Genomic DNA, 24,250 nt, shown 5'->3' with positions numbered 1-24,250 from the left:
TCAAAGCAACTTTAGGCTTTAAATATGACTCTGATCATTCTTCATCCTTTTTACTAGCAGTTACTTTGTAAGGATTTTAGAATAAAATCGGTATTTGTCTGGATCAGTCTATGGGAATAATGCTATTTATCGCAAATGGGCACAAAAAACATGTCTCAATTGAAGGATAGTATCTTTGGCAAATAAATCAAAAAATTTGAAAAATGGTTTTTATAGACAACGAAGGAATTAACGATCCGAGAATTAATTTGGCACTCGAGGAATATGCGCTGCGAAATTTCAACCCCGGCAAAGATTATTTACTCTTTTACATTAACGAACCTTCAATAATCATTGGCCGAAACCAGATTACCTTAGAGGAAATCAATTTTGAGTATGTCGGGGAAAACGCATTGCACGTAGTTCGAAGAATATCTGGCGGGGGAGCGGTATATCATGATTTTGGAAATCTGAATTTTAGCTTCATCACAAAACACGATGTAAAAAGCTTAAATAACTTTGCGAAATTTACCGAGCCAGTCATAAAAATTCTCAAAAAGATGGGAGTTCCTGCCGAATTAAAAGGACGAAATGATGTGCTGGCAAATGATAAAAAGATTTCCGGGAACGCCCAATTCTCTACAGGAAAAAGAATGTTACATCACGGCACATTGCTCCTGGACAGTGATTTGGATGAGGTGGTGAAAGCACTTAATGTGAAAATGACCAAAATTCAATCCAAGGGCCACAAATCCATCCGAAGCAGAGTGGCTAACATCAGTGAATTCCTCAAAGAAAAAATGGATATAGAAGATTTTAGATCTTTAATTCTGAAGGGGCTTTATAAAGAACGTGAAGATTTTGAAACATACCTTCTTTCTAAAGAAGAATGGCAGGCGGTTCATCGATTGAAAGATGAGAAATACGGGACCTGGGATTGGAACTACGGCAATTCCCCCAAATTCAATATTCAGCGCAGCAAACGTTTTTCTATTGGCGAAATTGACCTAAGGATTTTCGTGGAAAAAGGGAAGATCAGCAATTTTAAGATCTATGGTGATTTCTTCGGAAAGGAACCGGTTCAGGATCTGGAAAGGTTAATGGTGGGGGCAAGATATGACCGACAGGAAATCAATAAGCTATTAGAACCAATACTGATGGAAGATTATTTTGGAGCGCTGTCAAAGGTTGATTATTTGGAGCTGATCTATGGAAACGATGAAATTGAACCTTCATTAATTACCGGTCAACCATCTGTTTAAAGAAATGTGAATTTAAGGATATAAATTAGTAATGTGCGATAAAGAGACAAGATCCTTCCGCCTTTGGTTTAACTGCAGGTAATAAATGACTATCCCAGTCCTTATCGTGATAAACTCAGGTCTTTTTAAAATATGGAAGGCCATTATAACATTTGTATAACACATTGTTAAGGCTTATCTTTGAGGAAGGTATCAATAATAAACTAGAAAAATCTAAATATCAAATAAGTATAACGGAAACACAATACAAACACCTATGAACCCGCCTGCAATCGGGCAGGGATAAGCGAATTACTCCCGATAGCTCGGGAGACCAATAAAAAACAAATAAAACACATATGAAAGTGCAAACAGCATTTCGATTGGAAAAGGAACTGGTCGATGAATTAAAGCAACAGGCAAAAAATAACAAAAGAAGCCTGAACAATTATGTGGAGTTAATCCTCTCTAAGGTAGTTGAAAAGCAACTTAATGATGAAACTATCGCGGCGTTGGAAGAAGCAGTAAACAGTAAGGAATTAGAGCCTATTACAGATATTGATAAATTTCTGGATTCCATTTAATGTATCTCCTTATTCCAACTACGAGATTTAAAAAAGACCTAAAAAAATTTAAGGGGAATTTGGAGGAGATTCGAAAAGTTCTGAAAATTCTGGAAGCCGAAGGCGTGAAGGGCATTCCTGATACTATGAAACCTCATCTTTTAAAAGGAAAATATAAAAACAATTGGGAATGCCATATAAAACCCGATAGACTTATAATCTGGATACAAATAGAAGAACCCGGAGAAATAAAATTAGTGAGGGTAGGATCTCATTCAGACCTGTTTAAATAAGAATTTCCGGAGCTATCCGGAAATTTAATCCCTCATTGAGGGTTTAAGCCGAGGCTTGCCCCGATGTCTTTGATTTAAAAATGTTGTTTTTTCGGCAGATTTCTTTTCCCGATACAAAAGCCGTTCATTTTCTCAAATTAAATATCACGATTAACTGGAAACCTGATTTCAAAACCCTTTTTCCGAGAATATGTGGGGAAAACCCCGAGATTCAGGAGGGCCGATTTTTTCAATCGGTTCTCCGCGGGGTTTTATCCCACGGTTTTTGGCTTTTTCGCCAAAAAATTCCTAGAAAAAGGGCGCCTTTTTCTTTGCTTCGTTTCTTTTGGGCGGACAAAAGAAATGAAGGTCAGGTACTAAATGAGTTTTTCGGTTTATCAGTGCCTGGCAAAAAATGATAACTCAGCTGTCATTTCGAGCGGGCGGTTTTTAATTTGAAACTGGTTTGCTTGAGGGATTAAGTTTTATTAGAATTTAAAGAACAAAGCGAGGAGAAATCTCATGTTTGTGGGTAGGAGGTTTCAAGGGGGATTTCTCAATCGGAAACCCATACCCGGAGGGGAGCGACCGAAAACCCATAACCCCTTATGGTCTGTTTACAACGTCACAACGTCACAGCATCACAACGTTACCTTGTCACATCATCACTCCGTCACAACCTACAATCCCAAATCCTCTTCCTTTAGAAAATCCCATTTCCCAAGATTTCTCTTCAGCTTTTTACCAATTACTTCCTGAAAATTAGCAGCAGAAATACCATATCCCTTTGGTTTTTTGGATTCCAGGTCTTCAAAGCTGAGTACCTGGCCGGCAGAGAGTGGTTTGTTTACTGCAAGGGATTTTTCAAAGATGCTTTTTAGTTCGCTAAAAGCGGAATTATCGTTTTTATCTGTAGGATGTTGTTGTGCCTGATGTATATTTTTTACTGCGGAAACCAGTTGCCTTATTTCCTCAATTTCCAAAGAGGAACTTGTATCGGGGCCGAACATTTTTCTGCTAAACACCGCATGGAACTCCAGGATTTCTGCTCCCAGGGCAGTGGCGGCAATGCAGGTTTCAATTTTGGCGGAATGATCTGAATAGCCCACCGGAACCTGATATCTTTTCTTCAATTCCTCAATAACATTCAGGCCGTAATTTTGCGGCTGAGTAGGGTAGGCAGTGGTGCATTGCAAAATGGAATACTCCGTATTTCTCTTTTTGAGGAAATCTACCGTTTTGTCCAGCTCTTCAAAAGAACTCATTCCGGAAGAAAGGATTATAGGTTTCCCGGTCTGGGCGATCTTTTCCAGCATCAAAAAGTTGCTCACTTCCCCCGATCCTATTTTATAACGCTTCACCTCCAGTTTTTCCAGAAGATCTACCGCTGCATTGCTGAAGGGAGAGGCCATAAACTCCAAGCCGACTTCCTCGCAATGCGCTTTTAATTCCTGCCATTGTTCCAGGGAGAATTCCATTCGTTTCCAGTAATCAAACCGGGTTTTATCCTGGGTTGAGAATTTTATTCTAAAGGGTTCAAATTCACTGCTTTCAGCCGCTGCAATATGCACCTGGAATTTCACGGCATCTACTCCGGTTTTAGCCAGAGCATCTATGTAGGAGTGAGCAATTCCCAAACTCCCCTCGTGGGCTTGTCCTACTTCTGCTATTATAAACATAGTTTTCTGTTTTCTGCTGGCCTTCGGCCGTTTAGCGTTTTCTGTTATGACCGAAAATCCACTGAGAACCGAGTTTCTTTTCTTCTGAGCTAAAGTAGGAAATTTGGTTGAATGAGGTTATATCCATGGAGTCAAGCCACCGAGTTAGAATCTTATGATGTTGTGATGCTGTGACGAAGTGACGGAGTGAAGGAGTGACGAAGTGAAGGAGTGATGCTGTAAGAAAAGCCGGAGGTTGTAACATGTTTGGGGGTTAGCCGCCCAAAAATTGAAATCGCAAACAACTAAGAAGTCATTTCGAGCGAGCGGTGTTTAATATGAAACCGGGTTGCTTGAGAAATTAAGTTTAATCAGGATTTTTTCAGAATTAAGAGAATAAAGCGACGAGAAATCTCATGTTTTAGGGCAGGAGTTTAAAGGGGGGGGATGAGTTAACGACCTTGAGATTTCTCAATCGCCAGATTGCTTCTCCCGATCCAAAAATCGGGATCGCAATGACGGGCTCATTTCGAAATGATTGCGTCAGATTTCTAAATAGGTTTTATACATTGGAAAAAGGAGTTTAAACTGAGGTTTTATCTTCCTAACCAGGTTGAGCATATAAAAGTGACAGATTTAGGTTCTTTCAGTTCCTGATTTTGGATCTCTTTTGGTATGCAGTACGGCATGAACAAAAACAAGATTGTTTTCTATTGTATAATAAATGCCAAAAGGAAAATTTTTAGTAAAAAGAACCTTAACTTCATTGTACCTTTTTTGATATTGTTCAGGATTATCTTGGAGTAATTTCATGGCCTTGTCAATTTCCTCTAAAAATCGTCTGGTAAGATGGGTGTCTTGTGTGTAGTACTAATTTGCAGCTTCAGTTATATCCTGTTCTGCCAGTCTTTTTAAAATGAGTTTATAGCCCATATTGTTTTTTCAAGGCAGTTTGTATTTCTTCCCAGCTCTTTCCTTCTTTTAAATTTTCCTGATGGTCTTTCAAGCGCTCGTCCAAAACTTCTTTATGGGATTCTGACAATTCATTCACATCAGTTTCTATAATAGCATTAATAATTTTCAACATACGCTCATCAGCATGCTCAATATAGTTTCGGATTCGGTTTTTAATTTCTATTGTAACCATTTTAGTACTGCTTTCTTTCAAAAATACAAAATATCGACCTGTTATTTAGGTTGTTTCCATTTATACCAGAATAAATACTCGTTTTGAGCATAATTGATGAACCTGCCGGGATTCAGTAAGACCAGGTTTTGCGATTTTTAACATGATTTAGTCATGTTTCCGGGAGACGAAAGCTTTTTAAGCGTTCTTGTTTAGGACCGTCATTGCGAAGGAGGTTTTGGCCGACTGAAGCAATCTCATGTAAGCCGAAGGATCTAACATGTTTGGGGGTTCCTTACATGAGATTGCCGCGCTTCGCTCGCAATGACGTTTGCCCACGATTTAGTCTTTGCCGCGTTTCGCTCGAAATACATTCGCCGCGCTCCGCATGTCGCGTCATTGAGGTGCCTTTATGTGAGGGAGCATTTTCAAGGGCCTTGTTTAGGAACGTCATTGCGAAGGAGGCTTTGGCCGACTGAAGCAATCTCATGTAGGCGGGAGGTTCTAACATGTTGGGGGTTCTTACAGGGGTTTGCCGCGCTTCGCTCGCAATGACGTTTTCCCACGATTCGGTCTATGCCGCGCTTAGCCAGCAATACTTTCGCTGCGGTCCGTTTGTCGCACCATTGAGTTGCCTTTATAGTGAAGGAGTATTCTCAACTACCTTGTTTAAAACCGTCATTGCGAAGGAGGCCGTAGGCCGACTGAAGCAATCTTATGTAGGGAGGTTTTAACATGATTAAGATTCTTAATTGAGTTTGCCGCGCTGCTCTTGCAAAGACGTGTTTTCTGTTTATAGCATTTCAAAACATGATCCGTCCAATGAGTATGGGGGATTCTTCACTGCGTTCAGAAGGACAGGCCGGCGGAAGATTTATAAATTGGAAAATCGAAGTGCATGGCACACTATCAAGTGAAGGTGGGAGTTTGTATAAGGGAAGGAACGGAAAGAGAATTTATTTAATTCCTGCATAGACTGTTTCAGGAAGCAGTCCCGTATATTTACAAAACTCTTCGACAGAAACAAACTGATGTTTGTCTTTGTTATAGCTCTTTTTAATATTCCGGATAATTTTCCGGCTATAGTTTTTACTTCTGCCGGTTATAATTTCAACATCCTGGGGGTAAATGCATAATCTTCTCATTTTCTAAAAACTTTTGATTAAAAAAGTATAGTTATCTCATAGTTAGTCTTTTATAAAGATGTTGATTTTAATTAAAAGCAAGGTACATCAATATTTTGAAAAATAAATTTGAGGTATAAATATTTTATTAACACTAATTTTCAACATTACAGAGGTAAATTGTTGATAACCAGTTAATTGAAATATGTTAAAAACAATTAATTGTTAATAAATATCATAGCTGTGAAAATTGCGCCAATTAGGTGTTTTTGGTTTAATATAAAAAGTGTATATAATGCACAGGTTTTCTGAGGCAATACCGGGGGTTCCATAGGGTATCCATAGGGTATCTATATGGGAGGGCCAGTAAAATAAAGGGTTGGCTTCAAAAAATGCTGTTCCTGAACGCACTAAAACGCCCTAAACACACCCAAAAGAACCTAAACGCAATCAAACCACACGGTTATAAGGAAAAGGTTCAAAATAGTTGGGAATGATATAAAAAGGCTACTAACGGTTCGGAATAATGAAAACCATCCTTAATAACTTTTTCTGTATTAAAAGGTTGAATTTAAAACTACTTCGCATCTTTTAACACTAAATCCACCTAAACAAAAGCCTGCTATTTTATTGACTAACAAATAGTTATATGTTTGATTATTATTAATTTTAAATCCATATAACATGGCAAAAAATGATGGGATCTTAAAGATCCAGGGAACGTTAGGGAACCTAACTTTCTACAAAACGCAGGACGGATCATTGGTTCGTACCAAAGGAGGAGTTTCCAAAAAGAGGATCATGAAAGATCCTGCTTTTGCGAGGACCCGAGAAAACCTAAGTGAATTTGCAGGCAGCGCCCATGCGGGGAAAGCGATGCGAATGTCGGTAAACGAGTTGATGCAAACAGCCAAAGACAACCGGGTTACAAGCAGGCTGACCCAAGTGATGAGCCAGATCCAGAAGATGGACACGGTGAATGTTCGGGGAAAGCGGCAGGTGTCGGTTGGGCTTGAGAGTGCAGAAGGAAAGACTGTTCTTACCAGTTTTGACTTTAACAACAGGGCTCCCCTGGGATCTGTCTTGCTTGCACCTTACAACGTAGACGGGGTAACGGGAGAGGTGAGCATTTCGGATTTTGTTCCGGGAATCCAACTGTACGCGCCACAGGGGAGCACGCATGTGAGTTTACGCTCGTCCTTTATTAAAGTCGATTTTGAAACCGGTATTTATTCCGGGGGCAGCAGTCCGGTTCAGAGTTTGCCTCTGGATATGACAAGTTCCAACATCAGCTTAATTCCTGCCGAGGTGCCGGGCGGATTGGGAATCAGCTTTATTTTGCTGTTGGTGGAATTTTTCCAGGAAGTGAACACGGTACAGTATCCGCTTCGCAACGGGGCTCATAATTCCCTTAGTATTCTGGAGGTGTTGTAATTAAAACCGGTTTTAATTTGAAAAACCTCGTGCTTTATGAGTGCGGGTTTTTTTTTGTTGCGTTGTGAGATGTTTGGTGTTGAACATGAGTTTGCTTCGCTTCGCTCGCAATGACAGTTTGCCACGTTTTGCTCGCAATGACATTTGCCACGTTTTGCTCGCAATGACGTTTGGCCGCGCTTCATTTGTCGCACCGTTGAGGTGAAGGAGCATTTTCAACGATTTTGGTTAGGACCGTCATTGCGAAGGAGGCTTTAGCCGACTGAAGCAATCTCATGTAAGCCGGAGGTTCTAACATGTTTGGGGGTTTCTTTAGCGAGGTGGTATAAGGATTCAGCTTAATCAGTATGTTTTGTTCATTTTTTTGCGTGCATTCCTCTCACTGCGTTCGTCGGATGCAAGAAAAACGAACCAAAAAAAGGACACTTTTTTTGTAGGTGTTTTTCCGGTGTTGCTTCCTGCACCACCAAAAAACCGAAAACCTTCTGCTAAATTTTCTCCAAGGCTTCGAAAATTTTTAACGCAGAAAATTTTCTACACTGGCAAAAAAAGAACTGGTTAAGATTGAGATTTGGCTTCACGACCTTGAGATTTCTCCATCGCCAGATTGCTGCTCCCGATCAAAAATCGGGATCGCAATGACGGGCTCATTTCGAAATGACTCCGGGAATTATTTGATGTTGTGATGAAGTGATGCTGTGATGAAGTGATGCTGTGATGAAGTGATGCTGTGATGATGTGATGCTGTGATGATGTGATGCTGTGATGAAGTGACGCTGTGAAGGAGCTTTTTCTACGATTTTATTTGGGACTGTCATTGCGAAGGAGCTTTTTCAGCGACTGAAGCAATCTCAAGTAGGCCGAAGGTTGCGCCAGGTTTGGTGCGTCCAATGAGTGCGCAGGATTCTTCACTTCGTTCAGGATGACATTTCGGGTTGTTTGTTATACTGAACGGGCTTTTGGGCGACATTGTTTAGAACGTCATTGCGAAGGAGGCATTAGCCGACTGAAGCAATCTCATGTAGACCTGGAGGTACTAACATGTTTAAGGTTTCTTAGTTTGCCACGCTCCGCTCGCAATGACATTTGCCACCCCCGAACCAAAACTCGGGATCGCAAAGACGTTTTCCAAACTTTTTTCTTTTTGCTTTTCCCTTTTCAGAAAACGATATCCCATTGACAGGCTCATTTGAAAATGACTACAACCTTCCTATTCCAAATTCCTAATCCGCGTAATTCGTTTTAATCCGTGCAATCTACGTTTTCCCCTAATCCGCGTAATTCGTTTTAATTCGTATTTTCTCATAATACCCAATATTCCTCTCCACCACAACCTCCGTAGAAAACTTCGCTAATACCCGCTCCCGTGCTGCTTTTCCCATTTTCTTAGCTAAGGCAGGATCATAAATAAGCTGAAGAATTCTCTCTGCATATAATTGATGATCCTTAGGATCTACCGTAAAGCCTGTCACGCCGTCTATCATCACTTCTTTTGCCCAGCCGATATTGGAAGTTACCAATGCTTTTTCCATCGCCATAGCTTCTATCCAGGTCATGGGGAGGGCTTCGGCGAAGGAGGGGAGTACGACCACATGTGCTTTTGCGATTTGTTCCAGGATCTCTTCATACGGCAGGTTATCCAGCCAAACCAGTTGCTTGGTGGCAACAGGAGAGAATTTTTCGAGCATAAGTTCCTTGGTTGATCTTCCGGTTTTGATATCCATGACATCCCTGCCCGCAAATAAAAGCCGTGCCTGTGGCATCTCTTTTACCAGCCTGTTAAAGATCTCCGGCAACTCGAGCACGCCTTTTTTCCGGATTAAAGTTCCAAAATAAAGGATATTGCCCGGTTCAAGCTTTTCCGGCTGCGGAATAAAACGAGCTACATCCACAGAATTTGGTATAACTGTTACCTGTTTTTTTAAGCCAAAGATCTCCGCTGTTTTATCTGCGGTGAATTGACTTACCGAAAGCAGGTGATTTGCTCCCTCCAAAGCTTTTTTCTCAAACCAGAAATTCTTTTTCTTCTGCTGCCGGTTTTCCAGCTGACAGAAATAAGCATCACTGCCGTGAAATCTAATTACCAGCGGACATCTGAGTTTCATAAAAGCGGTAATTCCCGTCCAGTCCGGGGCTTCCAGGACATCTATTTTGTCCTGTGTAAAAGCTTTGTTGAGGTACTTCTCAAGGTATTTCCGGTGCAGGTACCAGCCCAGGAATTTATAGTTTCGCTGTTTTATCAAATGGAATCTTATGCCGTTTTCGGTAAATATTTTATCCTGTCTCTGGCCGTAAATAAACACAGTTACTTTAATCCCTTTTTCTGACAGGGTATTAACCATATTTTTGATGCTGGTTCCTAATCCACCGGAGGAAGTGGAGAGTGGGTGAGGGTATTCGGGGGTGAGAAAGGCTAAGTGCATTTTTCTGTTATTTTATCTATGGCTTCCCATATCCTTTCAGAAGCCTTTTCCGCCGGGGATAGATTTATTTTTTCAAACCAGTCATTCGCTGCCGCTACAGTTTTTTCGGAATTTTCAAGTGCATTTTCAAGTTTAGTTCCTATTTCCTCCTTTGATTCTAACCAGAAAACCTCTTTTCCGGTGGGCATAGAGCGGAAATGCACAAAATCATACACCTTTTTTGGGTTCCAGCTTTCATCTTGCTTATTGGCAACATTATAATTAAGGAATAGGCAGGGTTTATCAAAAATGGCAAAATCAAAAACCATGGAAGATCCAAGGTTAATTACAGCTTTAGTATGAAGGATGGTGTTAATTTGTAATCCTAAATCTTCCTGTTTTGGAAGCACAGAATTCCAATTCCCTCCAACCTGTTCCCATTTGGGAGCCACCGGAACTATAAGCTCTTTATATTTTTCCAGCACGGTATCATACCTGTCAGAAAAATCTACCGGACAGCGCCGGAAAAGGATCCCGAGCTTAGTTTCCCTTTTTTTATTCAGGCTTTCAATCGCTTCCGCAACATCTTCTAAATAATGAGCATCATCGGGGCAGGTGGTTTTATCGTCCCCACTAAAGCAGATGTATTCCTTGTTGAGATCCAGGTTATTTTCTTTAAAAAAATCTTCTCTGGACTTTCTTAATTTCAGGTTGAAATGTGGTTCAAACTGCGGACTTCCGGTAATAAAAATGCTGTCTCCAGCTATAAAAGGATAATAATTCAGTAATTCCTCTTTCATATATTCACTCCACACAAAGTGAAAATCCGGTTCAACTACCATGGTTGCTTTGGGCAGATTGTCCCAGGAAAAAATAAAAGTACTTGTGGGAATGCCAAGATCCTGAGCTGCGGTTAATGGCGCGATGGCATTTACCGGCCGTTGATTTGTACAAAATATAAGATCCGGTTGTTCCCTTTCCAGAATTTCCCGGCAATTTTGATAAAAAGGCGATTTTCTTTCTGAAGTTTTCAGTTTTTCACGCAACTTTTGCAGCCCTATTTCTCCCCGGTAGGTTTTGGTGAGTTGCGTGACTACAGCGTTTTTGACCTTTGACTTTAAACCTTTTTTGGAAGAAGGAAACTTATAGGTTTGGTAAACCTTGTCATTAAATTTTTCTTCAAAATAATCCAGTTCTGAACTTATTTTTGCACGCTTTACAAGATCAGTAAAAGCCCTTGGTTTTCCTGAGAGTTTTATTTCTTTATACCCCAGTTCTGTGAGATCGAAAAAGGTCTGATTCCAGAATACCACTTCCCATCCCATTTGTTCACCTATCTCCACAAAAGATGTAAAAGCAAAATTTCGAAGGCCAACACCGTCGGGGAGGAGAATGAAGATTTTTTTTTGTTTCAAATGGGGGTTTGGTTTTGGCTTATTCAAATATAGGGGAATTATTTTATGGCGTTTTCATATAGATGTCGTTTAGATCCGCAAACATTTAAAAATAAATATAAAAAAAACAATTCTTATTTCTAATTTGGAGGCTTAAATCAAACTTGAAAATTATATTATAATTTGGCGAAATCCGGTATTTATTTTCACTTATTGGCATTTTGTGCCGCCATACTTTTATTTTTTATTATCCAACCTAATCAGCTTGGTTTTAGCCCTGATTCTATGGCTTATTTGGAGGTTGCTAAAAATATTGAAGCAGGGAATGGTGTAACCAATGCAAACAAGGAAATCGTGTATCATTGGCCGCCATTATTTTCGTTATTACTGGCGTTAATTTCTAAAATAACAATTTCCGGGGTATTTGATGCAGGTATTATCCTTCAGGTGAGTCTTTTTTATTGTTTTGTTCTTGTTGTTTTGATGCTTCTGAGAGAGTTGAAAATTAATTTTAAGCTAATAATTTTTTCTGGAGTTTTACTGATCGTTTCACAAGTTTCAATCAATTTTATATACTATCTGTCAGAAGGTTTATTTTTGGTTTTACTGCTTCTTAGTTTTTATTTATTTTTAAAATGGTTAAACACTGAAAAATTAGAATATCTTTTTTTCTCTGCATTTTTCTGTGGATTGGTGTTTCTAACCAGATATGCCGGAATAGCATTTATAGGATGCTTTATGTTTTTCCTTTTATTTCTTCAAAGAGATAAACCAGCTCTTAGAATTAAAAATTTTCTGTTATTTCTTAGCGTTTTTGCGATAGTGATTGCTCCTTGGTTCTTCTACCAAAGTACATTCGAGGAAAATAGTGTTGCAAGGAAATTTGCCGTACATATTATTCCATTTTCTAAATTATTAGATCTTTTAATAACTTTCGCCTATTGGTTTTTAGGGAGTACATTAGCTATGGTGCTTTTTGCTGGTCTGGTACTTTTGTATGTATTCCATTTCCAAAAGTTACGGGCTGGATTGAAACCTTTGCTAAGAAAAAGTTTTGAAAAATATAAAAATGTGCTTTTGCTTTCGCTTCTTTTCATAACTATTTATCCTCTTTTTCTAATTGTTTCTATTTCCTTTTACGACGCCTATACGCCTTTGGATAATAGAATACTCTCCCCATTATTTCCCTTTATTCTTTTATTGATCACTTTGTTTCTTCAAATTTTGAAGGAGCAAAGACAGAAGCTGGTTCTATACAGTTCGATGCTTTTTTTATTCCTTAGCTTTTCATCTTCTGTTTTTCCATTCTATAAGAATCATTACGAAAATGGCAGTGGATATACAAAAGTAAAATGGACACAATCTGAAGTTGTAAAATATCTTAAAGATAAAAATTTTGATATTATCACGTATTCTAATGGAATTGAAATCGGCGAATTACATATTCAAAAGGGTTTCCGACTATTGCCCCGATTATCTGAAAATTCAAAACTTGAGATATTGAAAGAAGAAGTATATAGCGGAGAAGCACAAATCATTTTTTTTAAAGAAGTCAACTGGAGAAATTATGTGGTTTCGGAACAAAATTTAATGGAAATATTTGAAGCTGAAGATTTCTTAAGGTTTGAAGATGGCTTTGTAATCCGTAAATTCACCTCTGAATAATATTATATTTAAAAACGCACCACAAAGCCCTTACTCCGTCCTTCCAGTTTATCTTTTTACCCTCTTCATACGTTCTCCCATAATAAGAGATGCCCACTTCATAGATCCTTATCTTAGGTATCCTGCAGATTTTGGCTGTTACTTCTGGTTCAAAACCGAATCTCTTTTCTTTAAGGTCCAATGACTTTAAAACATCCGCCCTAAAAAGTTTATAGCAGGTCTCCATATCTGTAAGGTTGAGGTTGGTGAAAGCATTGCTAAGGGAGGTAAGGAATTTATTGCCTATGGAATGCCAGAAAAACAAAATTCTGTGTGGATTTCCTCCCATAAATCTGGAACCGTAAACAACGTCTGCTTTGCCATTCATCATTGGCTTTAGCAATATATTATATTCATTTGGGTCATATTCCAGGTCGGCATCCTGAATGATGATAAGTTCCCCGGTAGCCATTTCAATTGCCTTGTGAAGGGCAGCTCCTTTTCCTTGGTTGAATTCCTGATTATGAAGCAACATAGATAAATCAGGATTGGATTTTATAAAATCTTCTATTAATACCTTTGTTGAATCTGTAGAAAAATCATTTATTATTATCACTTCTTTTTCCAGGAAATACTCCAGTTTGAGATCTTTTAAAACTTCTAAAATCGAAGTGATAGTTTGCTCCTCATTATATGCCGCGATTAGAATCGATAATTTTTTCAAAGGAATAGGGTGTTTAGAAAACAAATATATCTTTTTACGGAAATAAAACCACTTCCCATGCTATTTTCTCTCCTATTTCGACAAAATATGTAAATGCAAAATTCCGAATGTCAACACCTTCGGGAGGAGAATCAATATTTTTTTTGGTTTCAAATATTTTTTGTTAGTAATTCACAGATTATCTTTTATCCAAGTTGGTTATTTAAAAATTATCTGAACCTTTGAATTTTAGAAATTGATAAGTTATCAATTGAAAAGGTTTAGAAAATTGAAAACGATTTATTTATAAATGATTGATTCCCTGCCAAAAATTTAAGTTTTTAAATATTCAATAATAAAAGAGTGAAAAAACCATTAATAGCAAAAATCATTAAAAGAATTCCTTCTAATGTCTTAAGAGTTTTTTTTTATAGGCGGTTATTGAATTACAATATTGGACATAATGTAAAGATTGGAAGAAGTTTAATAAATTGTAATACTGTAATTGTAGGGGATAATGTGATTATTAGGCACAATAACAGCATTTCATGCGATTTATTTTCTGTTGGTAGCAATACCAAAATTCATAGTGGAAATACTATTGTTGGAAAATCATCATTTTCCATTGGAGAAAACTCAAGAATTATAAACGATCATTTTATAGATCTTTGGAATAATGTCACTATTGGTAATAATACATGGATTGCTGGGAGGGGTAGTCAATTTTGGACACACGGATCGATCCATACTAAAAAGGAGACTAAGGATTTAGGAATTAATATAAAGAACAATGTTTATATTGGTTCCAATACTTGCATATCTCCAGGTGTCACTTTAGAGAGTGATAATTTGGTTGGATTAGGAAGTGTAATCAATAAGTCTATAATGACAAAAAAAAATATTATTGCAGGAAATCCGGCAATGGTTGTCAAACAAAACGTTGATTGGAGAGAGAACTGGTAAGACAGAAAAGAAATTTATGCAAAAAAAAATCCCCCTTTTTTACTGGAGCGAGATAGAATTCATCTTTAAGAAAAAGGAGAACTATGGAGACCTGCTTTCAAAATACCTGGTGGAGAAAATTTCAGGGAAAGAAGTGAAATGGGTTCATCCAAAAAAGCAGCCCTGGTATAAATGGGATAAAACAAATTATGTGACTATTGGCAGTATTATTCATCATGCTTCAAAAGACAGTATTGTGTGGGGTAGCGGGATTATTGATAAGGAACAACTAATTACCAATGCAGATTTTAGAGCCGTTCGCGGACCTCAAACAAGGAAATTTTTATTGGAGCTTGGTTATGAATGTCCCGAAGTTTACGGGGATCCTGCTTTGTTGTTACTAAAATTCTATTATCCTGAAGTCGAAAAAAAATACAAAGTTGGGATCATTCCGCATTATCACGATTTTAAATCCGTCTTTGAAGATTATAAAAACGAACCTGAAATTTTGGTGATCGACCTTATGACCCTGGATGTGGAAGAGGTTACCCGGGAAATACTGAGTTGTGAAAAAACAATTTCTTCTTCATTACACGGAGTAATAGTTTCTCATGCCTACGGAATCCCGAGTGTTTGGGTCGAGTTTTCAGACAAGATCTTTGGTGATGGAATTAAATACCGGGATTACCTGGAATCTGTCGAGATTCCTTTTTACCAGGCTGAATTCATTAATGGAAAAATGGAACTGGAAGAAATTGAAGGTTTGTTTGAAAAATATTCCGGTTTACCAATGGAGGGAAAGATTGAGAAGTTGTGTAAGGGGTTGATGAGGGTTTGTCCCATAAAGGCAGTAACCTTGTGACGAAGTGACACTGTGATGAAAGAATAAATTGAAAATGTAATGAACTGAATAAAGGTGCGGGGTTTGATTTGAATTAGAAAATTGGAGATAAGTATCCCAATCCTAAATATGAATTTTCCCCAGTTAGATGATCAATAATTTATAAATTGCGCACACAAGGAATTTTATGAGTCATACAGACCAAAATCAGGAAAAGAATAAAGAACATTTCGAAAAGCTATATGCCAATTACAATATCAGCAATATTCTACATTGGTTAAATCACCTGGATTCTTTTCTGGACTCTGCAACGACTACAGAAACAAGCTGGTTTGCTTTATACCAGGGGAATTTTCGAAATAGATTAAAGGGGAAAAAAGTGCTGGAAATGGGTTGTGGAGACTGCACCAACGTCGCTGTAATGGCTGCTTTGGGAGCCGAGGTTTATGCCAATGATATAGCTTCAGCAAGTGGTGAGATTGTAAGAAAATTGAACGAAAATTATGCTTTTAAGCATCCCATCATTTTTGTAGAAGGGGATTTTTTAAATAACGAATTAGCAGCCCAAAGTTTTGATTTTATTGTGGGAAAAGCTTTTCTTCATCATTTGGAAATTCCCTTAGAAAGAGAATTCCTGAGAGAAACAGCCAGGCTTCTAAAACCAGATGGAGAAGCACGTTTCTTTGAACCGGCCGTAAACTCCAGGATCCTGGATGAAATACGATGGCATATTCCTATAGGGGGAAGGCCTTCAAAATTTGATAAAGCAGCTTTCGCTAAATGGAAAGAGAGTGATCCTCACCCGGACCGCAGTTTTAGCTCCAAACACTGGAAAAAAGCAGGGGCAGCATTTTTTAATGATGTGAGAATTATTCCCGTGGGAACCCTGGAAAGATTTAGCCGCTTATTTGGGTGGGGGGAAAGAAGAAATAAATTTAAACGCTGGGCTTTAAAAAATGAAAAACGCTTGCCGTGGGCGTTGAATAGTTTCTTTACAAGAAGTCAGTTGATTGTTTATAAGGGAGTAATTATAAAATGAGAATATATTGGAAATGGCAAATTTGCGATAAGATCACCTTTAAAATAGTTAGTATAAAAAAGGAATGAAGTATTTAAAAAATAAAATATTAATTCTTGTCATTCAAATTTCAAATAAATTTGGACGAGGCTTTGAGTTGAGAAAGAAAATATTTTCAAGCCAAAAAATTTTGGAAAGGAATTTCCCCAAGAAAGGGAAATTTAGTTTTATTCAGGTTGGAGCAAACGATGGAATAAGTTTTGACTTTTTATATGAATTCGCGATATCCCGACAATCTTCAGGGTTAGTAATTGAGCCGGTTATAGATTATTTTAATGAGTTGGTTATTAATTATAAAGACTACCCAGAAATTAAAAAAATTAATAAAGCTGTTCACTGTTTTGAAAAATCGATAAAGATTTATAAGATAATGGAATCCAGAAAGCAAAAATATCCTGATTGGGTAAAGGGAATGGCCTCATTTGACGAAAATCACCACAAAAGGCAAAATATTTCAAAAGAGGATATGGAAGTAGAATATGTTTCAGCTGATACACTGATGAGCATTATTTCAGATTCCTATTTAAATAAAAAAATAGATTATTTACAAATTGATACAGAGGGATATGATTTGGAAATTCTCAAAATGTTGGATTTTTCTAAAGTGAAACCACCAATTATAAAGTATGAACATGTTAATTTGGGGAAAGCAGATTTAATTGCCTCTAAGAAACTTTTAATTGACCAGGGATATTCAATATTTAAGGAAGGAATTGATACATTAGGAATAGATTTGCACCGAATTAAATTAATATGAGCATCCCTAAGCAGATACACTATTGTTGGTTTGGAAATAAAAAAAAGCCTCAATTAGTAAAAGATTGTATTTCCAGCTGGAAAAAATATCTTCCGGAATATGAAATTAACGAATGGAATGAAAGCAATACAGATTTAAATCATCCTTTTTTAAAAAAGACATACAAACTAAAAAAATGGGCTTTTGTTTCCGATTTTGTTAGACTTAAAGTATTATATGATTTTGGCGGTATTTACTTAGATACAGACATGTTAATACTCAAACCATTAGATAGTTTTTTAGGGGATAGATGTTTTTTTAGTGCTGAAAATGATACGTATATTAATGCAGCTATTTTTGGAACAGAGAAGAGCCATCCTTTTATAAAAGAATGTCTTCTAAAATATGAAGATATAAAATTGAAGAATGAAACAAATTGGGAAGCGATTTGCATTCCAAGAATAATAACGCAGGTGTTTCGTGAAAAATATGGTTTTGTACTAACTTTAAATAAAAAAATAGAATTTAAAGATATTGTAATATATCCATCCCCCTATTTTTATCCCTTAAATTATTTCGACAGGAAAGATATAGGAAACTATAAAAATTATTTAAAAATGGAAAGTCATGCAATACATTTATGGAATTCATCCTGGATTGAGCCTTATGAGTTTCATTATTTAAGAAAAAGACAGTATGTTAAAGGATTAAAAATAGTTATTAATAATGTAGCTACTCATCGAAAAATTAGTTATTTCTATTTTAGAAAAATATTAAGCTCTATTAAAGAATCTTTTTTTATTTCCGGTTAAACTGACCAAAACTAACGCCCCTCCCAAGGGGATTATTATCTTCGAAAAATGAGTGCTATTTTAAAAGCTGAAAATATTTCAAAACAATACCGCCTGGGTATGGTTGGCACCGGCACGCTTAGCCACGATCTAAACCGTATTTGGGCATCAATTCGCGGGAAAGAAGATCCCTATTTAAAAGTAGGTGCGGTAAACGATCGCAGCATAAAGGCTACTGAGGATTATGTTTGGGCTTTGCGTGACATCAATTTTGAGGTAAAGCAGGGCGAGGTTTTGGGAATTATTGGTAAAAATGGTGCGGGGAAAACTACCCTGCTTAAAATATTATCAAGGGTGACTTCCCCTACTACAGGCAGTATAAAAACAAAAGGTCGAATAGCTTCCCTTTTAGAAGTAGGTACCGGTTTCCACCCTGAACTTACCGGCCGGGAAAACATCTTCATGAACGGGGCGGTACTCGGAATGACCAAAAGTGAAATTAAAAGAAAACTGGATGAGATCATAGATTTTTCGGGCTGTGAGATGTATATAGACACGCCGGTAAAACGTTATAGCAGCGGGATGACGGTACGCCTTGGGTTTGCGGTGGCTGCGCACCTTGAACCGGAGATCTTGGTGGTAGATGAGGTGTTGGCCGTGGGCGATGCCGAATTCCAGAAAAAAGCCATTGGTAAAATGCAAGATTTATCTATTGGCCAAGGCAGGACGGTGTTGTTTGTTAGCCATAATATGGCTAGTGTGAAGAGTTTATGTTCCCGTTCCATTGTTTTGGAAAACGGAATATCAGTTTATGATGGAGCTACAGAAGATGCAATTAATTATTATTTGTCAAATGAACAAGAAATAATTCCTGAAGATCTAATATCAATTAAGGATAGAAGTGGAACAGGAATTGTGAAATTCCAAAGTTTTCATATTGAACATTCCAACGGACAAATAATTGCAAATATATTAAATGGAGATCCTATTAAATTTTCTTTTAAGGTTGATGTAAGTAATCTCACTAATATTTCAAATATTGACTTGGGCTTTTCTATTCATACCCCGGACGATGAATTAATAACAGTACTCTATAATTCTTATCAGAATAAAACGATACAAGTTAGAGAGAATGGTGAATATATAATTCAATGTGTTATTCCAGATTTATCCTTAAATGAGGGACATTATATTGTGAAAGGACGTATTGAATGTGATAAAGTAGAATCTGATTGGCCAAAGGTGCCATTGGGTAAATTTAATGTTGTAAAAGGTGATTTTTACAGGACTGGAAACCTAGGTTTTAATGGGAAATCAAAACTTCTAATCAAAGGAGAATGGGATTTAAAAAAGTAAAAAAATTTATTTTAAGGATCACGCCTAAAAAGGTTTTAAATCTTTATCAGGAACCGATTAAGAATAAACATAGAGAAATAGATATATATTCCACTCTTTCTTACTCACAGGAAGGTGAAGATCTGATTTTAAAAAGAATCTTTGAAGGTCAAAAAACCGGTTTTTATGTCGATGTTGGCGCTCATCATCCAAAACGGTTTTCTAATACTTACCTATTTTATAAATTAGGTTGGCGAGGCATTAATATAGATGCAATGCCTGGCAGCATGAAACATTTTAAAGAAATTCGACCTAATGATATTAATTTGGAAGTAGCAGTTTCAGATAAAAAAGAGAAACTAAAATATTACATGTTTAATGAGCCTGCCTTAAATACTTTTTCCAAACAAGAAGTAGAGAAAAAGGATGGAAGGGGTAACTATAAGGTTATTGATGAAGTTATAATTGATACAATTCCTTTATCTGAACTTTTAAATAAACATTTAAAAGATAATGAGCAGATTGATTTTCTGAATATAGATGTTGAAGGCCTGGATCTTGATGTTTTGCATTCGATAGATTGGTCAATACATCAACCAAAAACCATTTTGGTTGAAGAATTAAATAATCAAATTGAAAAAATATATGGAAGTGAAATCTTTAAATTTTTAAAGTCGAAAGATTATATTCTTATTGCTAAAACTTTTAATACATTGATTTTTCTCAAAAAAGGATGAACAAATCATTAGCCCCCATCATATTATTCGTTTATAATCGTCCCTGGCATACGGAAGAGACGCTGGAGGCTTTAATGAATAACGAACTTGCAAATCAAAGTACATTATATATTTATTGTGATGGCCCTAAAGCTGATGCTTCGGAAGAATATTTAAATAAGATCAAAGAAGTTAGAAATTTAATTCGTAAAAAGAATTGGTGTAAAGAGGTTGTAATCATTGAAAGGGACTCAAATCTTGGTTTAGCGAATTCTGTTATTAAAGGAGTTTCTGAGGTTATTGAAAGGCACGGAAAAGTTATTGTGTTGGAAGACGATATTTTAACAGGGAAGTATTTTCTTAAATTCATGAATGATGGACTTGAGATTTATGAAAACGATGAACTAGTTTATGGTGTTTCTGGGTATTGCTTCCCTCATTCAAAAAAAAATCAAGAGAAAACCTACTTTTTACCTATAATGAGCTCCTGGGGTTATGGTACATGGAAAAATCGTTGGAATAAGATAAATTTTAGTGGGGAGGAACTTTTAAATGAAGTAGTTTCCGAGAAATTAGTAAATCAATTAGATTTTGGTGAAATACAATTTTATCGAATGCTTCAAGATCAGGTGTCAGGTAAAAATGATTCCTGGGCGGTACGATTTTATGTTTCAATGTATTTGAATAACGGGGTTTTTCTATACCCAAATTCAGCGCTATTAAAAAATATAGGCTTTGATGGTTCTGGGGTGCATTGCACATTTGATTCTTCAAAAATTCACGAAGGCCCTTTTGATAATAACATTGATATTCCAGTTAAAAGAGAAAAGGTGGAGGTGAAAAGAAAAATTTCGCAAAATTTTCTAGACAAGGACAAAATTAAGGAAAAAAAAATTCGTCGTATTGGAAGAAAATTCCGAAGATTAATAGCACCAGAAATAATTCAACTTTTAAAGCGCAAATCTAATATTCTAAAAAAAGAAACGAAGGTGTTAGAGATACCCCGGTATACAAAAACATCTGTTCAATTAGAAGGAAGGCGAATTTATATTCCTGATATTGCTTCTTTTCGTTTTATGCACAAAGAAATTTTTGAACAAGAAATTTATAAATTCAAAACTTCTACCCTTGAACCATATATAATTGACGGAGGGGCTAATATTGGGTTAGCAACTATTTACTTTAAAAAATTATACCCATTATCAAAAATCGTCTGCTTCGAACCAGATCCGGAGATCTTTAAAACGTTAAAACAAAATATTGGTGTTTTTAACTTTAGGCAAATAGAATTGATCCAAAAAGGACTTTGGAATGCCAACTCAAAACTATTTTTCAAATCGGAAGGTGCGGATGCTGGATTAATTGCTGAAATTGATAAAAATAATTCTACTCCTGAAAGTGAGATAGAAGTAGTCTCCCTAAAACCTTATTTACAACAACCGGTAGATTTTTTGAAGTTGGATATTGAGGGGGCGGAAACGGTTGTTCTGAGGGATATTCAAGATGATCTTGGTAACATCAAAAGAATTTTTGTGGAGTATCATTCTTTTGTTGGTCAATCCCAAACATTAAATGAAATTATAGAAATTCTTACAAAAGCAAAGTTTAGGTTACATATTTCTTCACCAGGTCTTGCAAGTATATCGCCATTTATGAATCTAAATGTGTATAATAATATGGATATGCAATTGAATATTTACGGATATAAAGAAAATTGAATTGAAAATTTTAATTGTAAATACTTTTGATAATGGCGGAGCAGCCAATTCGTGTAAGAGATTACATCTTGGTTTACTTTCCAAAAATATTGAATCAAATGTCTTACTCAAATCAAGACAAAACAACTGGCCCAATTCTTTTATTTATAAATTCAAGTTACCTGCAAAATGGTCTTCAACTTCTGATAAAATTAAAAATAAAATAAAAAGGATTTTAAAGGAGTTAAAGCTTTATGATCCCAAACAAGTTCATAAAAATGAAAATCAAAAATTTTTAAATAGAAGACCAAAAGGTCTTGAAATGTTCAGTTTTCCTAATTCAGGAATTGATATAACTCAAACAGATTCATACAAAGAAATAGACATCATCAATTTACATTGGGTGGCCAATTTTTTAGATTATAACTCTTTCTTTGAAAAAAATATTAAGCCGGTTGTTTGGACTTTACACGATATGAATCCTTTTAGCGGTGGAGAGCATTATGAAGAGAAATATTTAGGAATTGATAACTTTGGATCTCCAATAAGAAGGCAAGTTTCGGAAGAAGAAAAAACAGTTGCGAAGAAAAACATTAAAATAAAAAAACAAGCGTTATCAAAGGTTAATAATTTGACAATAGTGGCTCCTTCTGAATGGTTAGCAGAAGAAGCAAGAAAAAGTGAAGTATTCAAGAACTACCCTGTTCTTTGTATCCCTTATGGCTTGGATGCTGAAATATATACACCGAGAGATCAAGATTATTCAAGAGATTTGTTAGGTATTCCAAAGGATAAGAAGGTTGTATTATTTGTTGCAGATTCTATCAGCAATAATAGAAAGGGATTTGTCTATCTTAAAAGGGCGTTGCAACAATTATCAAATAAGAATGTTGTTTTGTGCGCCATTGGCCAAAAAAACAGTGAATTGGAATCAATGGATAATATTCTCGAATTAGGACCTATTTATGACGAAAGATTGATGAGTGTTGCGTATTCTGCCGCTGATGTATTTGTGATACCTTCATTAATGGATAATTTACCAAATACCGTTTTAGAATCCATTATGTGCGGTACGCCAGTAATTGGATTTCCGGTGGGAGGTATTCCTGAAATGATTATCGATGGGAAAAACGGATTATTAACTAAGGAAATAAGTATTAATTCATTCGTTGAAACTTTGACAGATTTTCTGGATAAACCGGAAAGGTTTGACAAGGATGAAATAAGAGCTGATGCTTTAAAAAAGTATGACCAGAAAATTCAAGCTGAACGATATATAAGTTTATTTAAGGAAATTAATGGACAAGTATAAAGAAAACAATTCAATGAAAACAGCCCTTATTACAGGAATCACAGGACAAGACGGTGCGTATTTAGCGGAATTCCTGCTAAAAAAGGGCTATACAGTTCACGGAATAAAAAGGAGAAGTTCTTCTTTTAATACAGACAGGATAGACCATTTGTACCAGGACCCGCACGAGAAGGATATCCGCTTCAAACTGCATTATGGAGATTTGAGTGACGCCATGAACCTTACCCGAATTATCCAGGAGGTGCAACCCGATGAGATCTACAACCTGGGAGCCATGTCTCACGTAAAGGTGAGTTTTGACACCCCGGAATATACCGGGAATATCGATGGTTTGGGAACTTTGAGGTTGCTTGAAGCTGTCCGCCTGTTAGGGCTTGCCAAAAAGACCCGGATTTACCAGGCATCTTCATCAGAATTATACGGCAAGGTGCAGGAAGTGCCACAAACCGAGAAAACGCCTTTTTATCCGCGAAGTCCGTATGGAGTCGCAAAATTGTATGCCTACTGGATCACGGTGAATTACCGGGAAGCTTATGGAATGTTCGCCTGCAACGGGATTTTGTTCAATCACGAATCGCCCTTGCGTGGAGAAACCTTCGTAACCCGAAAGATCACCCGGGCCGCGGCCAGGATCGCATTGGGAATGCAGGAAACTTTGTTTTTAGGAAATCTCAACGCAAAACGCGACTGGGGTCACGCCAAAGATTACGTGGAGGCAATGTGGTTGATGCTGCAGCAGGAAACACCTGAAGATTACGTGATCGCCACCGGGGTAACCACTTTGGTACGGGATTTTGTGAGGTTGGCTTTTGCTGAGGTTGGGATCAACCTGACTTTTAAAGGAGAAAATGAAAATGAAACAGGATCGGTGAAAGCCTGTTCAAATCCTGAATTTCAGTTGCCCATTGGGAAAGTGGTGGTGAAGATAGATCCAAAATATCATCGGCCAACAGAAGTGGATCTGCTGATAGGCGATGCAAGCAAATGCAGGAAAAACCTTAACTGGGCACCAAAACACACCCTTGCTCAATTAGTGCAGGAAATGATGGAAGCAGATATGAAGTTGTTTCATAAGGAGAAGTATTTAAGGGATGGAGGACATGATACGTTGAATTATAATGAATAAAAAGTTTAGTGTTTAACGTTCAACGTTCAAAAAAACAAAAAACAAAGTCCAAATCAGTGTAATTCGTTTTTAATTCGTGAAATTTGTGTTTTTGAAAATCCGCGTAATTCGTTTTAATTCGTGAAATTCGTGTTTT

The 24,250-nt window shown here is 36.9% G+C and carries 21 protein-coding genes and 1 pseudogene; 15 read left to right on the top strand and 7 right to left on the bottom strand.

The window, feature by feature from the left end; all coding sequences use genetic code 11:
• Positions 1–203 precede the first annotated feature (203 nt).
• From ACKGJN_RS07185 to ACKGJN_RS07175, 3 genes are all read left to right on the top strand, one after another.
• Entirely contained in the window at positions 204–1,241 is a 1,038-nt protein-coding gene (locus ACKGJN_RS07185; protein ID WP_409538776.1) for a lipoate--protein ligase, read from the top strand.
• 338 nt (positions 1,242–1,579) lie between these two features.
• Positions 1,580–1,804: a hypothetical protein gene (locus ACKGJN_RS07180; RefSeq protein ID WP_409538775.1), complete on the top strand. Its 225-nt coding sequence runs from the start codon at positions 1,580–1,582 to the stop codon at positions 1,802–1,804.
• Positions 1,804–2,076 (top strand): type II toxin-antitoxin system YafQ family toxin, encoded by a 273-nt coding sequence (locus ACKGJN_RS07175; RefSeq protein ID WP_409538774.1) that lies wholly within the window; start codon positions 1,804–1,806, stop codon positions 2,074–2,076. Before ACKGJN_RS07180 ends, ACKGJN_RS07175 begins: the two co-directional genes overlap by 1 nt.
• A gap of 659 nt (positions 2,077–2,735) precedes the next feature.
• Here the strand turns inward: ACKGJN_RS07175 and ACKGJN_RS07170 are convergent.
• From ACKGJN_RS07170 to ACKGJN_RS07155, 4 genes and pseudogenes are all read right to left on the bottom strand, one after another.
• Complete coding sequence (locus tag ACKGJN_RS07170) at positions 2,736–3,734, bottom strand: N-acetylneuraminate synthase family protein (protein ID WP_409538773.1); 999 nt, start codon at positions 3,732–3,734, stop codon at positions 2,736–2,738.
• Positions 3,735–4,349: 615 nt separating this feature from the next.
• Positions 4,350–4,556: pseudogene (locus ACKGJN_RS07165) on the bottom strand (type II toxin-antitoxin system RelE/ParE family toxin); the annotation flags it as partial.
• A 79-nt stretch (positions 4,557–4,635) separates the two neighbouring features.
• Complete coding sequence (locus ACKGJN_RS07160; RefSeq protein ID WP_409538772.1) at positions 4,636–4,860, bottom strand: addiction module protein; 225 nt, start codon at positions 4,858–4,860, stop codon at positions 4,636–4,638.
• Between the two features lie 935 nt (positions 4,861–5,795).
• Entirely contained in the window at positions 5,796–5,984 is a 189-nt protein-coding gene (locus tag ACKGJN_RS07155) for a hypothetical protein (RefSeq protein WP_409538771.1), read from the bottom strand.
• Positions 5,985–6,647: 663 nt separating this feature from the next.
• On the opposite strand from ACKGJN_RS07155, the gene ACKGJN_RS07150 reads away from it, so the two are divergent.
• Complete coding sequence (locus ACKGJN_RS07150; RefSeq protein WP_409538770.1) at positions 6,648–7,397, top strand: hypothetical protein; 750 nt, start codon at positions 6,648–6,650, stop codon at positions 7,395–7,397.
• 1,268 nt (positions 7,398–8,665) lie between these two features.
• Here the strand turns inward: ACKGJN_RS07150 and ACKGJN_RS07145 are convergent.
• Together ACKGJN_RS07145 and ACKGJN_RS07140 are read right to left on the bottom strand one after the other, a co-directional pair.
• Positions 8,666–9,820: a glycosyltransferase family 4 protein gene (locus ACKGJN_RS07145; RefSeq protein ID WP_409538769.1), complete on the bottom strand. Its 1,155-nt coding sequence runs from the start codon at positions 9,818–9,820 to the stop codon at positions 8,666–8,668.
• Positions 9,811–11,214 (bottom strand): UDP-glycosyltransferase, encoded by a 1,404-nt coding sequence (locus ACKGJN_RS07140; RefSeq protein WP_409538768.1) that lies wholly within the window; start codon positions 11,212–11,214, stop codon positions 9,811–9,813. Before ACKGJN_RS07140 ends, ACKGJN_RS07145 begins: the two co-directional genes overlap by 10 nt.
• A gap of 264 nt (positions 11,215–11,478) precedes the next feature.
• On the opposite strand from ACKGJN_RS07140, the gene ACKGJN_RS07135 reads away from it, so the two are divergent.
• Complete coding sequence (locus tag ACKGJN_RS07135; protein WP_409538767.1) at positions 11,479–12,858, top strand: ArnT family glycosyltransferase; 1,380 nt, start codon at positions 11,479–11,481, stop codon at positions 12,856–12,858.
• Here ACKGJN_RS07135 and ACKGJN_RS07130 read toward each other — a convergent pair.
• On the bottom strand, positions 12,845–13,561 hold the full coding sequence (locus ACKGJN_RS07130) for a glycosyltransferase family 2 protein (RefSeq protein WP_409538766.1): 717 nt from the start codon (positions 13,559–13,561) through the stop codon (positions 12,845–12,847). The genes ACKGJN_RS07135 and ACKGJN_RS07130 overlap by 14 nt on opposite strands.
• A gap of 342 nt (positions 13,562–13,903) precedes the next feature.
• Between ACKGJN_RS07130 and ACKGJN_RS07125 the strand changes: the two genes are divergently transcribed.
• The 10 genes from ACKGJN_RS07125 to gmd all read left to right on the top strand — a co-directional run bounded on the left by ACKGJN_RS07125 (position 13,904) and on the right by gmd (position 24,114).
• Positions 13,904–14,503, top strand: coding sequence for an acyltransferase (locus ACKGJN_RS07125; protein WP_409538765.1), 600 nt, complete (start codon positions 13,904–13,906; stop codon positions 14,501–14,503).
• A gap of 16 nt (positions 14,504–14,519) precedes the next feature.
• Positions 14,520–15,344, top strand: a complete 825-nt coding sequence (locus ACKGJN_RS07120) for a polysaccharide pyruvyl transferase family protein (protein ID WP_409538764.1) — start codon at positions 14,520–14,522, stop codon at positions 15,342–15,344.
• 166 nt (positions 15,345–15,510) lie between these two features.
• Positions 15,511–16,362: a class I SAM-dependent methyltransferase gene (locus ACKGJN_RS07115; RefSeq protein ID WP_409538763.1), complete on the top strand. Its 852-nt coding sequence runs from the start codon at positions 15,511–15,513 to the stop codon at positions 16,360–16,362.
• Positions 16,363–16,426: 64 nt separating this feature from the next.
• Positions 16,427–17,158: an FkbM family methyltransferase gene (locus tag ACKGJN_RS07110; RefSeq protein ID WP_409538762.1), complete on the top strand. Its 732-nt coding sequence runs from the start codon at positions 16,427–16,429 to the stop codon at positions 17,156–17,158.
• Entirely contained in the window at positions 17,155–17,949 is a 795-nt protein-coding gene (locus ACKGJN_RS07105; protein ID WP_409538761.1) for a glycosyltransferase, read from the top strand. The genes ACKGJN_RS07110 and ACKGJN_RS07105 overlap by 4 nt, the downstream gene beginning before the upstream one ends.
• Positions 17,950–17,997: 48 nt before the next feature.
• On the top strand, positions 17,998–19,284 hold the full coding sequence (locus ACKGJN_RS07100) for an ABC transporter ATP-binding protein (protein WP_409538760.1): 1,287 nt from the start codon (positions 17,998–18,000) through the stop codon (positions 19,282–19,284).
• Entirely contained in the window at positions 19,266–20,000 is a 735-nt protein-coding gene (locus tag ACKGJN_RS07095; RefSeq protein WP_409538759.1) for an FkbM family methyltransferase, read from the top strand. Before ACKGJN_RS07100 ends, ACKGJN_RS07095 begins: the two co-directional genes overlap by 19 nt.
• Positions 19,997–21,697 carry an FkbM family methyltransferase gene (locus ACKGJN_RS07090; RefSeq protein WP_409538758.1) on the top strand — a complete coding sequence of 567 codons (1,701 nt, stop codon included), beginning with the start codon at positions 19,997–19,999 and terminating at the stop codon, positions 21,695–21,697. The genes ACKGJN_RS07095 and ACKGJN_RS07090 overlap by 4 nt, the downstream gene beginning before the upstream one ends.
• A 1-nt stretch (position 21,698) precedes the next feature.
• Positions 21,699–22,988 (top strand): glycosyltransferase, encoded by a 1,290-nt coding sequence (locus tag ACKGJN_RS07085; RefSeq protein ID WP_409538757.1) that lies wholly within the window; start codon positions 21,699–21,701, stop codon positions 22,986–22,988.
• Positions 22,989–23,001: 13 nt separating this feature from the next.
• Entirely contained in the window at positions 23,002–24,114 is a 1,113-nt protein-coding gene (gene gmd / locus ACKGJN_RS07080; RefSeq protein WP_409538756.1) for a GDP-mannose 4,6-dehydratase, read from the top strand.
• The last annotated feature ends 136 nt before the right edge of the window (positions 24,115–24,250 follow it).

The sequence above is a fragment of the Gillisia xinjiangensis genome (assembly GCF_046298265.1).
Taxonomy (GTDB): domain Bacteria; phylum Bacteroidota; class Bacteroidia; order Flavobacteriales; family Flavobacteriaceae; genus Gillisia; species Gillisia xinjiangensis.
The sequence above is the reverse complement of the archived record's forward strand: the minus strand, read 5'-3'. Positions and strand labels throughout refer to the sequence as shown.

What these genes read in the sequence shown, in the direction of transcription:
- ACKGJN_RS07185 (WP_409538776.1), top strand. Translation starts at nt 204, where the DNA reads ATGGTTTTTATAGACAACGAAGGAATTAACGATCCGAGAATTAATTTG.
- ACKGJN_RS07180 (WP_409538775.1), top strand. Translation starts at nt 1,580, where the DNA reads ATGAAAGTGCAAACAGCATTTCGATTGGAAAAGGAACTGGTCGATGAA.
- ACKGJN_RS07175 (WP_409538774.1), top strand. Translation starts at nt 1,804, where the DNA reads ATGTATCTCCTTATTCCAACTACGAGATTTAAAAAAGACCTAAAAAAA.
- ACKGJN_RS07170 (WP_409538773.1), bottom strand. Translation starts at nt 3,734, where the DNA reads ATGTTTATAATAGCAGAAGTAGGACAAGCCCACGAGGGGAGTTTGGGA.
- ACKGJN_RS07160 (WP_409538772.1), bottom strand. Translation starts at nt 4,860, where the DNA reads ATGGTTACAATAGAAATTAAAAACCGAATCCGAAACTATATTGAGCAT.
- ACKGJN_RS07155 (WP_409538771.1), bottom strand. Translation starts at nt 5,984, where the DNA reads ATGAGAAGATTATGCATTTACCCCCAGGATGTTGAAATTATAACCGGC.
- ACKGJN_RS07150 (WP_409538770.1), top strand. Translation starts at nt 6,648, where the DNA reads ATGGCAAAAAATGATGGGATCTTAAAGATCCAGGGAACGTTAGGGAAC.
- ACKGJN_RS07145 (WP_409538769.1), bottom strand. Translation starts at nt 9,820, where the DNA reads ATGCACTTAGCCTTTCTCACCCCCGAATACCCTCACCCACTCTCCACT.
- ACKGJN_RS07135 (WP_409538767.1), top strand. Translation starts at nt 11,479, where the DNA reads ATGGCTTATTTGGAGGTTGCTAAAAATATTGAAGCAGGGAATGGTGTA.
- ACKGJN_RS07120 (WP_409538764.1), top strand. Translation starts at nt 14,520, where the DNA reads ATGCAAAAAAAAATCCCCCTTTTTTACTGGAGCGAGATAGAATTCATC.
- ACKGJN_RS07115 (WP_409538763.1), top strand. Translation starts at nt 15,511, where the DNA reads ATGAGTCATACAGACCAAAATCAGGAAAAGAATAAAGAACATTTCGAA.
- ACKGJN_RS07110 (WP_409538762.1), top strand. Translation starts at nt 16,427, where the DNA reads ATGAAGTATTTAAAAAATAAAATATTAATTCTTGTCATTCAAATTTCA.
- ACKGJN_RS07105 (WP_409538761.1), top strand. Translation starts at nt 17,155, where the DNA reads ATGAGCATCCCTAAGCAGATACACTATTGTTGGTTTGGAAATAAAAAA.
- ACKGJN_RS07100 (WP_409538760.1), top strand. Translation starts at nt 17,998, where the DNA reads ATGAGTGCTATTTTAAAAGCTGAAAATATTTCAAAACAATACCGCCTG.
- ACKGJN_RS07095 (WP_409538759.1), top strand. Translation starts at nt 19,266, where the DNA reads ATGGGATTTAAAAAAGTAAAAAAATTTATTTTAAGGATCACGCCTAAA.
- ACKGJN_RS07090 (WP_409538758.1), top strand. Translation starts at nt 19,997, where the DNA reads ATGAACAAATCATTAGCCCCCATCATATTATTCGTTTATAATCGTCCC.
- gmd (WP_409538756.1), top strand. Translation starts at nt 23,002, where the DNA reads ATGAAAACAGCCCTTATTACAGGAATCACAGGACAAGACGGTGCGTAT.